Source organism: Streptomyces olivochromogenes (genome assembly GCF_021538895.1).
GTDB lineage: Bacteria > Actinomycetota > Actinomycetes > Streptomycetales > Streptomycetaceae > Streptomyces > Streptomyces olivochromogenes_A.
This window is the reverse complement of record NZ_JADDRL010000109.1, coordinates 19,393-31,470: the sequence shown is the minus strand read 5'-3', so window position 1 is coordinate 31,470 and position 12,078 is coordinate 19,393. Positions and strand designations below refer to the sequence as shown.

At 73.6% G+C, this 12,078-nt stretch carries 7 protein-coding genes; all 7 read right to left on the bottom strand.

The features are described 5' to 3' along the window. On the bottom strand, window positions 1-2,613 hold a 2,613-nt coding region (locus IPZ69_RS36945), incomplete at its 3' end, for a non-ribosomal peptide synthetase (RefSeq protein WP_235459082.1). Window positions 2,614-2,659: 46 nt separating this feature from the next. Then, on the bottom strand, window positions 2,660-6,598 hold the full coding sequence (locus IPZ69_RS36940; RefSeq protein ID WP_235459081.1) for a non-ribosomal peptide synthetase: 3,939 nt from the start codon (window positions 6,596-6,598) through the stop codon (window positions 2,660-2,662). Between the two features lie 115 nt (window positions 6,599-6,713). Next, entirely contained in the window at window positions 6,714-8,009 is a 1,296-nt protein-coding gene (locus IPZ69_RS36935; RefSeq protein WP_235459080.1) for an MFS transporter, read from the bottom strand. Window positions 8,010-8,049: 40 nt separating this feature from the next. Beyond that, the gene (dpgD, locus tag IPZ69_RS36930) at window positions 8,050-8,841 is read right to left on the bottom strand and encodes an enoyl-CoA-hydratase DpgD (protein ID WP_235459079.1); all 792 of its coding nucleotides are present in this window, start codon (window positions 8,839-8,841) and stop codon (window positions 8,050-8,052) included. Beyond that, a complete protein-coding gene (gene dpgC / locus IPZ69_RS36925; RefSeq protein WP_235459078.1) occupies window positions 8,838-10,136 on the bottom strand; it encodes a (3,5-dihydroxyphenyl)acetyl-CoA 1,2-dioxygenase DpgC in 1,299 nt (432 codons plus the stop codon). The genes dpgD and dpgC overlap by 4 nt, the downstream gene beginning before the upstream one ends. Further along, complete coding sequence (dpgB, locus tag IPZ69_RS36920; RefSeq protein ID WP_235459077.1) at window positions 10,133-10,825, bottom strand: enoyl-CoA-hydratase DpgB; 693 nt, start codon at window positions 10,823-10,825, stop codon at window positions 10,133-10,135. Before dpgB ends, dpgC begins: the two co-directional genes overlap by 4 nt. Before the next feature lie 53 nt (window positions 10,826-10,878). Continuing rightward, window positions 10,879-12,000, bottom strand: coding sequence for a 3,5-dihydroxyphenylacetyl-CoA synthase DpgA (gene dpgA / locus IPZ69_RS36915; protein WP_235459076.1), 1,122 nt, complete (start codon window positions 11,998-12,000; stop codon window positions 10,879-10,881). Between the last annotated feature and the right edge of the window lie 78 nt (window positions 12,001-12,078).

The following is a 12,078-nucleotide window of genomic DNA, read 5'->3' as shown; positions in this document are numbered from 1 at the left end:
GGCCTCGTCCAGGACGTAGACCTCGGTCGCGGCGACGGGGCCGCCGATGGTGACCGGTTCGCCGGGGCGCAGGAAGGTGCCCGTCGCGCACACCGTCGTCTCGGTCGGGCCGTAGGAGTTGACCAGGGTGTGGCGGGCGGTCCAGGTCTCGACCAGGGCGTCCGGGCACGCCTCGCTCGCGGTGATGATGACCGCGCCGGAGGGCAGGGTGTCCGCGGGCAGCGCGCTGAGCAGCGAGGGGGTCACCGTGACGTGGGTGATCCCGGCGGTGAGTTCGGCGTCGGGGCCGGCCGCGAGCAGGCGTTCCGCGTCGCCGACGACCAGGGTGCCGCCGGTGAGCAGGGCCATCGCGATCTCCCAGACGGAGCCGTCGAAGCCGATCGAGGCCTGCTGGAGCACCCGGTTGCCGGGGCCGGAAACGTAGTCGTGGTGGCGGCGGACCATGCGGGTGATGCCGGTGTGCGGGACCGAGACGCCCTTGGGGCGGCCCGTCGAGCCGGAGGTGTGGATGACGTAGCAGGTGTTCTCGACGCGCAGCGGGGCGAGGCGTTCGGCGTCGGTGACCGGGGCGGCGGACAGGCCGCTCAGGTCGAGCGTGCCGAGCACGGTGGGCTCGTGGTCGAGGCCGTCCGTGCGGGCGGGGTCGTCGACCAGGACCACGGCGGGCCGGGTGTCCTGGAGCATGAACGCGCGGCGGGCCAGGGGGTAGGCGGGGTCGACGGGGACGTAGGCGCCGCCGGCCTTGAGGACGGCCAGCAGGGCGACCACCAGGTCGATGCCGCGGTCCATGCAGACAGCGACCGGGACCTCGGGGCCGACGCCGTGGCCGATGAGGTGGCGGGCCAGCCGGTTGGCCCGCTCGTCGAGTTCGCGGTACGTCAGCCGGTCCGGCCCGTCCACCAGGGCGGGGGTGTCGGACTCGGTCTCGACCCAGCCCTCGAAGAGCTCGGGCCAGGTGCGCGGCGGCACCTCGGCGGTGTCGTTCCAGGTGTGCAGGATGCGGCCGCGTTCGGCGGCCGACATCAGTTCCAGGGCGCTCAGCCGGGTCTCCGGTGCGGCGGCGACGTGGGTGAGCAGGCGGGCCAGGCGGTCGGCCAGGGTCTGCACGGTGTCCTGGTCGAAGAGGTCGGCGGCGTAGGTCAGCCGGAGGTCGTAGCCGTCGCCGCGCTCCTTGAGGACCACCAGCAGGTCGAACTCGGAGGTGGTGACGGGCGCCGGCAGGAGTTCGGTGTGCGCTCCTTCGAGGCGGACCGGGGTGAACTCCTCCTCCACGCCGAAGGCGATCTGGTAGAGCGGGTTGCGGGCCAGCGAACGGGCCGGCTGAAGGTCCTCGATCAGCAGGTCGAAGGGGAGTTCCTGGTGCTCCGTCGCGGTGAGGTCGGCGTCGCGGACCCGGTCGAGGAGGTCGGCGAAGGTGGGGTCGCCGCCGGTGTCGGTGCGCAGCACCAGGGCGTTGACGAAGAAGCCCACCAGGTCGCTGAGCGCCTCGTCGTCGCGGCCGGAGACGACCGTACCGAGGGGGATGTCGGTGCCGGCGCCGTGCCGGGTGAGCAGGGCGGCGAGGGCGGCCTGGGCGACCATGAACCCGGTGGCGTTGTGCCGTACGGCCAGGTCCTGGAGGCCCTCGACGACGTCCGGGCGCAGGGACCGGGTGACGGCGCCGCCCCGGTAGGAGGCGAACGCGGGCCGCGGGCGGTCGGTGGGCAGCGCCAGTTCCTCGGGCAGGTCGGCCAACGCCTCGCGCCAGTAGGCCAGTTGGCTGGCGACGGTGCTGTCTGGCTCGTCGGCGGCGGCGAGCAGGCCGCGCTGCCACAGCGCGTAGTCCGCGTACTGCACGGGCAGCGGCGCGAACTCGGGGGCGGTGCCGCGCGCCCGGGCCGCGTACGCGGCGGACAGGTCGGCGGTCAGCGGGGCCATGGACCAGCCGTCGGTGGCGATGTGGTGGACGACCAGGACCAGAATGTGCTCGGCGTCCTCCGCTTCGCCGGTCCGCAGGAGCTCCGCGTACAGGGGCAGGTCCCGCTCCAGGTCGAAGGGGTGGGCGCAGGCTGCCGCGATCGCCGCCTCCGTCTCCCCGGTGGCGACCGAGCGGGTCACGAGTTCCAGTCCCGTCCGCCCGGCGTCGGCGATCCGCTGTGCCGGCTCCCCGTCCACCTCGGCGAAGCGGGTGCGCAGCGACTCGTGGCGGACGAGGACGTCGTCCAGCGCGGCGGCGAGCGCGGCGCGGTCCAGCGGGCCGCTGACGCGGGTGACCACCGGGACGTTGTAGGTGGCGCTGGGGCCGTGCAGCCGGTGCAGGAACCACAGCCGGCGCTGGGCGGCGGACAGCGGGAGCACGGCGGGGCGGGGCCGCACCGCCACCACCGCTCCGCGTGCCGGTGCGGCCTGCTCGGCCGCCGCGCCGATCCGGGCCGCCAGCCGGGCCGGGGTGGGTTCCTCGAAGACCGCCCGGGCCGGGAGTTCGACGCCGAGTTCGGTGCGGATGCGGTTCACCAGCCGGGTGGCGAGCAGGGAATGCCCACCGAAGTCGAAGAAGCTGTCGTCGCCCTCGATCCCGTCCACGCCCAGGATCTCCCCGAACAACCGGCACACCGTGGCTTCGATTCCGGGCATAGCTGTATACCTGCCAGTCTTTTGGAAATGGCGATCTGAATGCGGGTCAGCGCGACGACATTGCTGCGTTGTGCACGCCGGAAATCGCACGGGCGATGACCGGACCGATCTGGGACATCGATTCCGACTTGACGATGTTCACGTGGTCGAATTCCACCTGGCTGCTCTCGGTGGAGCCGCTCAGGTACGGCTGCCAGGCCCGGGAGAGGGGCTGTGCCTGTGGGTCGGGGGCGGTCGCGTCGAAGATCAGGACGGGACAGGAGGTCGGCTCGGGGACATGGCGGGACTGGGCGCGCAGGTTCTCCCGGGCGATGTGCAGCAGTCGCTCGACGGCGGCGCCGGGCAGGCTGGCGAGGGGGCTCTCGGCGGCGGTCAGCGCCTTGGCGAGATCCTCGGGGCCGGGGAACTCGCCGTCCGGCCGGCCGGGCAGGTCGACGCCGTCGAGGGCGACGTGGGCGACCTCCTCGGTGCTGGGCTCGCCGGTCCGGCCGTCCACGGCGCCGGGGGCGGCGTCCAGCATCACCAGCAGGGCGACCCGCTCGCCGGCGCTCTCCAGCAGTCGTGTCAGCTGCTGCCCGAGGGTGCCGCCGAAGGACCAGCCGATCAGCAGGTAGGGGCCGGCGGGCTGGAGTTCGCGGATCTGCCGGAGATAGCCGTCGGCCAGGTCGCCGGCGTCCAGCGGGCGGACCGGTCCGGCCTCGGTGAGGCGGGGGTCCTGGAGGGCGTACACCGGGTGGCCCTCCGGGATGTGCCGCAGCAGCGCGGAGTAGCCCCAGCCGAGGCCGCCCGCGGGCGGCAGCAGGAAGACGGGGGTCAGGTCGCCGTGGCCGCGGTAGCGCAGGATCGCGCCCAGGCCGTCGCCCTGGGTGTCCTCGCGCAGCCGCCGGTCCAGCTGGGCCACGCTGGGCGCCTCGAAGAGGGTGCGGACCTGCGGGCCGACGCCCATGACCGCGCGGATCCGGTTGACCAGGCGGGTGGCGAGCAGTGAGTGGCCGCCGAGGTCGAAGAAGCTGTCGTCCACGCCGACCCGGGGCAGCGCGAGCACCTCGGCGAACAGCTCGCACAGGATCTCCTCGCGCGGGTTGCCCGGGGCGCGCCGTTCGGCGGCCGGGAGCCGCGGCGCGGGCAGGGCGGCGCGGTCGAGCTTGCCGTTGACCGTGAGCGGCAGGGCGTCGAGCGGGACCAGGGCGGAGGGGACCATGTGGTCGGGCAGCCGGGCGGCCAGGTGGTCGCGCAGGTCGGCCGGTGTGGCGGTGGCCCCGGGGTGCGGGACGACGTAGCCGACCAGGGTGCGTCCGGCGCCGGGCAGTTCGCGGGCCAGCACGACGGCCTGGCGTACGGCGGGATGGGCGGTCAGTGCCGACTCGATCTCGCCGGGTTCGATGCGGAAGCCGCGGATCTTCACCTGGTGGTCGGTGCGGCCGAGGTAGTGCAGGCTGCCGTCGGCGGACCAGCGGGCCCGGTCGCCCGTCCGGTACATCCGCTCCCCCGGCCCGCCGAAGGGGTCGGCGACGAACCGGCCGGCGCTGAGGCCGGGCCGCCGCCAGTAGCCGCGGGCCACCCCGGCTCCGGCGATGTAGAGCTCGCCGGCGGCGCCGACCGGCACCGGGCGCAGCGCGTCGTCCAGCAGGTACACCCGGGTGTTGGCCACGGGTTCGCCGATCACCGGGGTGGGGTCGTCCGGCGGGAGGACCGCGCAGGTGGAGTAGACGGTGGTCTCGGTCGGCCCGTAGAAGTTGACGACCTGTGCGCCGAGCGCGGTCATCCGCTCGGCCAGCCGGTCGGGCAGGGCCTCGCCGCCGGTCAGCAGCCGGCGGCCGCGCACCGCGTCGGGGGCGGTGGACAGCAGCATCTCCCACAGACTGGGGGTGCCCTGCATCACCGTGATGTCCTCGGCCGCCAGCAGCCCGGCCAGCTCCGCCGGCTCGCGCACCGTCTCCCTGGGTACCAGCACCAGGGTGGCGCCGGCCAGCAGCGGCGGGTACAGCTCCAGGACGGAGGCGTCGAAGGCGACGGTGGTGACCGCCGCGAACCGGTCCCCGGGGCCGAGGCCCAGCCGGTCCCGCATGGACAGCTGGAAGTTCAGCAGGTTGGCCTGGGAGACCAGCACGCCCTTGGGGCGTCCGGTGGAGCCGGAGGTGTAGATCAGGTAGGCGGCGCCGTCCCCGGTCACGGCCGGCTCGCCCGGGTCGGTGTCGGGCTGCCCGGCGAGGGCGGCCTCGTCCAGCCGGAGCCGGGGGCAGGTGCCCGGCACCCGGGGGTGGGTGTCCTCGTCCACCAGCAGCAGCACCGGGTCGGCGTCCGCGAGGGTGAAGGCGAGGCGGTCGGCCGGGTAGTGCGCGTCCAGGGGCAGGTAGGCGGCGCCGGTCTTGAGGACGGCGAGGATCGCCACGATCAGGTCGGGGCCGCGTTCCAGCGCCAGGGCGACGAAGCGTTCCGGGCCGGCGCCGTGCGCGCGCAGGCGGTGGGCCAGCCGGTTGGCGCGGGCGTTCAGTTCGGCGTAGCCGAGGGCGCGGTCGCCGCAGATCACGGCCGGGTGGTCGGGGGTGCGCCGGGCCTGCTCCTCGATCAGCCGGGCCACGGTGGTGTCCGGCAGCTCGCGCGCGGTGTCGTTCCGGTCGGTGAGCAGCAGCCGCCGCTCCTCGGCCTCCATCAGGTCGACGGCGTCGATGCCGCGCTCCGGATGTGCCGCCACCTGCTCCAGGACCCTGAGCAGCCGCCTGCCGAGGCGTTCGGCGGTGCCGGGGTCGAAGAGGTCGGGGCGGTACTCCAGGAGCAGTTCGATCCCGGCGCCGCCCGTCGGTTCGACGAAGTAGAAGGACAGGTCGAACTTGGCGACCTCGGCCGGGGTAAGCGCCACGTGCTCGCCCAGGTCCGGCCGGTCCGGGACGGGGCCCTGGCCGCCGCCGCCCTCGGTAAACGCGAAGTAGACCTCGAAGAAGGGGTTCCGGGCGGGCGAGCGGACCGGCTGGAGGGCTTCCACCAGCTGGTCGAAGGGGAGGTCCTGGTGGTCGTAGGCGGCCATGTCCGTCTGCCGCACCCGGCGCAGCAGTTCGTCGAAGCCGGGGTTGTCGGAGGTGTCGTTGCGCAGCACCAGGGTGTTGACGAAGCAGCCGATCAGCCCGTCCAGGGCCTCGTCGTCCCGGCCGCTGACGACGGTGCCGAGCGGTATGTCGGTGCCGCAGCCCAGCCGGGTGAACAGGGTGGCCAGCGCCGCCTGGAACACCATGAAGAGCGTGGCGCGGTTGCGCCGGGCGAGGGCGCGCAGGTCGGCGCACAGGGGTGCCGGCAGGGACAGCCGGAGCGTGGCCCCGCGGTAGGAGGCGTGCGGCGGGCGGGGCCGGTCGGTGGGCAGCGCGAGTTCGTCCGGCAGGTCGGCCAGGGCGTCGCGCCAGAAGGCCAGTTGCCGGGCGGTCTCGCTGCCGGCGTCGTCGGGGTCGCCGAGCACGTCCCGCTGCCACAGGGTGTAGTCGGCGTACTGCACGGGCAGCGGCTCCCACCGGGGAGCGTGGCCGTCGCGGCGGGCGGCGTAGGCGGCGGACAGGTCGGCCCACAGCGGGCCCATGGACCAGCCGTCGCAGGCGATGTGGTGGAGGACCAGGATCAGCAGGTGCTCGTCGGGGCCGGTGCGGACGATCCCGGCCCGGAACGGCGGTTCCCCGGCGAGGTCGAAGTGGTGGTCGCAGGCGGCGGCGAGCAGCGCGTCGAGGTCGGCCCCTTCGATGCCGTCGCGCACGAGGTACGGGACGTCGGGCCGGGATTTCTCCACGGGCAGGATGAACTGGGCGGGCTCGCCGTCCTCTTCCCGGACCATGGTGCGCAATATCTCGTGCCGCTCCACGAGATCGGCGACGGCGTGGGTGAAGGCTTCCCGATCGAATGTCCCGCGGACCCGGCGAACGGTCGGAACGTTGTACGTCCGGCTCGGCCCTTCCAGGCAGAATTGAAACCACAGCCGACGCTGGGCGAACGAAAGCGGAATCAACGGAACATCCTCTCCCCGCCAGTTGGGCTCATCGGTTCCGACCGCACACTAGAAAGGGCCTCGAATACGGGACAAGGGCCAACGGAAAGGCTGGCACCTTCATGACAAGGCCCCCTCATTCCGGCATGTCCTCGGGCCAGACGGCCTTCCGCAGCGGGCCGCTCGTCAGGGCCACGAGCACGACCGCGGCCTCGAACGCGGCGAGCGCCAGGGCCACCGCCGTGGGAGAGAGGAACTGCAGCAGCTGGCCGCCGGCGAACACGCCCAGCGAGGATCCGGCGCCGAACACCGTCATACAGGCCGCGACGGCCCGCCCCCGCTGCTCGTCCGGCACCTGACGGAAGATCAGGATGTCCACCAGCACCCGCACCGACGGCCCGTTGAGCCCCATCAGGAAGAGCAGTCCCGCCACCCACCAGGGCCCGTGCTCCAGCCCCAGCAGGGCGATCAGTACGGCCTCCACGGCGCCGACCGCCAGCAGCAGCACGCCCGGGGCCAGCCTCTGGTGCAGCGGTTTGACCAGCAGGGATCCGGCCAGACCGCCCACGCCCATGCCGATGGTGGCCAGGCCCAGCACCCCGGAGGAGACGCCCTGGTCACGCAGCTGGACGACCACGACCAGGATGATCGGGGCGCCGACGACGTTCATGGCGGCGGCGAAGAGCATGCCCGAGCGCAGCAGCGGGCTGCTCCACAGCACGTGCAGCCCGGTCAGCATCCGCCGCAGGAGCGGGAGTTCGTCCTGCGGCGGCCGCTGCGGTCCGCCCGCCGCCCGGTCGGCGGCGCGGGCGGGCGGTCGTACGAAGAAGGTGCAGGCGGCGGCGACGCCGAAGCCCGCGGCGGCCACCACGAAGGGCAGGCCGTGCGCGACGCCGTACAGGAAGCCGCCCAGCGGCGGGCCCGCCATGGCGGCGGCCTCGCTGCGCACCTCCTCCTGGGTGAGCGCCTGGGTGAGCTGCCGGCCCGGCACCAGGGAACGGATCAGCAGCATCCGGGAGGAGCCGCCGACCGGCTGGACCGCGCCGATCACCACGGCGACCAGCATCAGGTGGGCCAGCGTCAGCCGGTCGGCGAAGTAGGCGACCGCCACACCGGTGGTGGCCACCGACCGGATCAGCTCGACCAGCAACAGCAGTTTGCGCTGGTCGTAGCGGTCGGCCAGGGCGCCCGCAGGCATCCCGCACAGCAGCATCGCGAACAGCTGGACGCTGCCGAACGCCCCGGCCCAGCCCGGGGATCCGGTGATCGCCAGCACCACCAGCGGATAGACCAGGCCGGCGATCTCCCGGCCGAGGAAGGCCGGCACCGAGCCCAGCCAGAGCAGCTGGAAGCCGACGTTGCGCCGCAGCGGCGGATCCGCCGGGACCTCGGGCCGGTCCGCCTGGGTCAGCGTGTCACGGGAGTCGCTCATCTCGCCCTTCTAGCGTGTCGGGTGGCAGCCGCGGCGGGCCCTACCGGGCCTGCCACTCGGGTGTGCGGCCCGCCGCGAAGGCGCGCGGGCCCTCGACGGCGTCCTCGCTGGTCATCCGCCGTTCCTCCCAGACGTAGCGAGTGGCGAAGGCCTGCTCCAGCGGCAGGTCGACGGACCGCATGACGGACTCCTTGATCGCCCGCACCGACAGCGGGGCGGCGGCCACCAGGTCCCGCACCCACGACTCGACACAGGCGTCCAGGTCCGCCGCCGGGACGACCTCGTTGACCAGGCCCAGCTCCAGCGCCCGGGCCGCCGTCATCCGGCGGCCGGTGAGCAGATGGCCGAGCGCCGTCTTCAGCGGCAGCTGCCGGGCCAGCCGGAAGGCGCCGCCGGCCCCCGGGACCAGGCCCAGCTGTGCCTCCGGCAGCGCGAACACCGCGTCGTCGGCGGCCACGACCAGGTCGCAGGCCAGGGCCAGTTCGAAGCCGCCGCCCAGGGCGTAGCCGCGCACCCGGGCCAGCACCGGCTTGGAGAGCGCGAACCGCTCGGTCAGCCGGGGCCAGCCGGGCAGGCCCCGGCTGCCGAACGTGGTGGGGGCCGCGCCCTGTGCGTTCAGCCGGGCCCGCTCCTTGAGGTCCTGGCCCACCGAGAACGCGCGCTCGCCCGCGCCGGTCAGCACGGCCAGCCACACGTCGTCGTCGGCCTCCACGTCGTCCCAGACCCCGGCCAGCTCCTCGTGCATCGCCAGGTCCATGGCGTTGAGGACCTCGGGCCGGTTCAGCGTCACGTACGCCACATGGCCCCACTTGCGGTAGTCGACACGGTTCACCGGGCGCGGTCCGCCCGGGCGAAGCGGCCGACCTTGCCGATGACGTCCTCGCTGTACAGGCGCAGCGCCTGCTGGAGCGCGAACTCGGCCATGTAGGCGCGGAAGGCCTCCGGGGGCTCCTCGGCGAGGTTGAGCATCCGCCGGTTGGTGAGCACCGCGGGACTGTCCATGCGTTCCAGGGCCACGTCCACGGCCGCGTCCAGCTCCTGCGGTTCGACGACCTCGTCGAGAAGCAGCCCGGCGTCCGGCTCGGTGGCCCGGATCCGCCGGCCCCACAGCACCACCTGGCGGGAAATGCGGCCCCCGGCCAGCCGGCCGAGGCGGAAGTTGCCCGCGCCGGGGACGATGCCCTCCTGCGCGGCGGGCAGGCTGAGATAGGAGTCGGCCGCGGCCAGCACCCGGTCGAAGACCATCAGCAGCTGGCAGCCGCCGCCGATGGCGAAGGTGTCGACCGCCGCGACCCAGGGCTTCTCGATGGTGGGCGACTGCCAGGACGCCTCGTGCTCGACCAGCACCCCGCGCACGATCTTGTGGATGTAGCCCAGCTCGCGGCGGAGCAGGAAGTCCACCAGGGAGATCTGTCCGGCGTGCAGGCTCTTCAGGTTGATGCCGGCGCTGAACACCCGGCGCCCCCGGTAGCGGGGGTGGGTCATCTCTCCGCCGCGCAGCAGGCACACATGGACGCCCGGGTCGAGCAGGGCGAGGTCGACGGCCGTCTCCATGTCGTCGACCTGCTGGTTGTCCTCGGCGTTGAGGCAGTCGTCCCGGCACATCGTCAGATGGGCCGCGGTGCCGCGCCGTTCCAGGAGCACCGAGTCCAGCTGGAGCACGCCGGTGCGGCGGAACTCCGGCAGCAGTCTGAGGGCCCGGTCGGTGGGCCGCAGCATGCTGTCCATCAGGTGCGGTCCGGCGACCGGGTCCCGCAGCAGGGCGCGGAGCAGGATGCCCTGGTCGATCTCGTGGCCCTCCTTCGACGCCTGGGGCCGCGCCTGCTCCTCCTTCATCTGGTCGGCCGTGGGGACCAGACCGGGGAAGTTCTCGGCGGCCACGGACAGCAGCTCGGGCAGCCGCAGATGGACCGAGCGGCCGTCGGTGAGCCGGTCGTACACGGCCTGCGCGTGGCCGCGCAGCAGCGCGAGGCGGGCGCCTCGCGCCTCGCTCTTGGCGGCCGTGGCCCGCGCGCGCTGCTCCGGTACGCGGCCCGGGGGCCGCGGCAGCGCGGCCACGACCCGCTCCGTGCGGGCGGCGGCCTCCGCCACCGCCCGCACGGCGGACTCGGGGACGCCCCCGCTCACGACGCGGCCCCGGCCGGCTCACGGCGCAGCACCCGGTCGCAGGCGGCCAGGTGGCTGCCCAGGGCGTCCTCGAAGGAGGTGGTGGTGGCGTCCAGCATCAGCTGGCGGCGCATCGCCATGCCGCCGCCCGGGACCGCGCCCATCTGCGCGGCCGCCTGGGCGAGCGCGGCCTCGGGGTCCACCGCGACCTCGTCGACCAGCTGCAGCTCCAGCGCCCGCGGGGCCGGCACGGGCAGGCCGCGCAGCACGATCCGGCGGGTGACGCCCACGCCGATCTGGTTGGCCAGCCGGTACAGGGCCATGCCGGGCCACGCCCCGTCGGGGCCGGCCGGCAGCAGCATCCGCAGGCCGGGGCCGGCGATGCGGTAGTCGGCGGCCAGCAGGGCCTCCAGGGCCGTACCGCCGCAGTCGCCGGTGGCGACGGCGAGGGTGGCGATGTCCAGGCGCTCCAGCCGGCGCAGTGCCCGTTCCCACTTGTTGACCAGGGGAACGGCCAGGTCCTGGGTCCACTGCGGGTCGGGTGCGCCGCTGAGTCGAAGGACGGCGACGCCGGGCTCGGCGGTGTCCTCCACGCGGGCGCACAGGGCGTCCAGTTCCGCCACGAGCTCGGCGGTCAGCGGGCGGGAGCCGTCGATCCGCAGCACCAGGGCCGGGTCGATCTGGCCGGGGACGGCGGAAGGGGTGGTCATGGTGGGTTCTGCCTCTCTGTCCGGACGCCTCGGGTCGGACGGCGGTTGCGGGGTCACCAGCGGACTAGGGCGGTCTCGATGGTCGAGCCCGGCCCCATGGTCATCAGCACGCAGTACTCCCCCGGGTTGGCGACGCCCTCGTCGAGCAGCCGCTGGTAGGAGAAGAGGAAGGAACCGCTGGAGAGATTGCCGTAGTCCCGCAGCACCCCGGTGGTGTGCCGGACGTCGTGCCGGGTGAGGCCGAGGTTGACCATGACGGAGTCGATGACCTTCTTGCCGCCCGAGTGCACCAGCCAGTGGCCGATGTCGGTGCGCCGCAGCCCGGTCCCGGCCAGCAGCCGGCCGATGACGGTCTCGGCGTTCGCGCCGACGACGTAGGGCACCTGGGGGTCCAGATAGAAGCTGAAGCGGTCCTGCGCCGGATCCCAGTCGTAGCGCATGGCGTCGAGGGCGTCGGTGATGATGTGGCTGGCGAACTTCAGCAGGCGCGGGCCGGGGACGGTGTCGTCACCGGCGACGACGGCGATCGCGGCGGCGCCGTCGCCGAAGAGGCTGTTGACCACCGAGGTGCGCATGGTGCCGTCGAAGACGTAGGCGGCCGAGCAGGACTCGTCGCAGACCATCACGGCGAGCTTGCCGGGATGCGCCCGGGCCCAGCCGGCGACCGCGTTGAGCGCGTTCAGACCGGCGTTGCAGCCCATGCCGACCACGTCCAGGCGGCTGCAGCCGGGGTCGATGCCCAGCTCCTTGATGATCAGCGCGCTCAGGCCGGGCGTGAGGAAGCCGGTGGAGGTGACGCAGCACAGGTAGCCGATGTCGTCGAGGTCGCGGCCGGCGTTCTTCAGGCACTCCTGCACCGCGCGCACGCCCATGTCGATGCCCTGGGCCTTGTGCTTGGCCAGCAGCTCGCCCTGGACCTCCATGATCCGGGTGCCGTCGGGGCCCTCCGGGGGAAGCGTGAGATAGCGGCGGTCGATCGCGCTGTTGAGGAAGACCGATCGGATCCTCTGGTCTTCGATGCCGAAGATGTCCAGCACCTCGCGCTGCGAGTACGAGGTGGGCGGCACGGCCGTGCCGATGCCGGTGATCCGGGCGGCCGCCACGGAGTCGAGGCCGATGGGCGGGGCGCCGGCGAGCACGCCGGGGTGCGGAAGGCCGAGGGTCGTGGTCGTCATCGGAAGGTCCAACCCCACATCCTGGGCTTGCTCCGGTAGCGCGGAGTGAAGGTTTCCATGGCTGAGTACGGTCCCCTT

Excerpts from the sequence above, each read along its gene's own strand:
- IPZ69_RS36935 (WP_235459080.1), bottom strand. The coding sequence starts at position 8,009 with ATGAGCGACTCCCGTGACACGCTGACCCAGGCGGACCGGCCCGAGGTC.
- dpgB (WP_235459077.1), bottom strand. The coding sequence starts at position 10,825 with ATGACCACCCCTTCCGCCGTCCCCGGCCAGATCGACCCGGCCCTGGTG.
- dpgA (WP_235459076.1), bottom strand. The coding sequence starts at position 12,000 with ATGACGACCACGACCCTCGGCCTTCCGCACCCCGGCGTGCTCGCCGGC.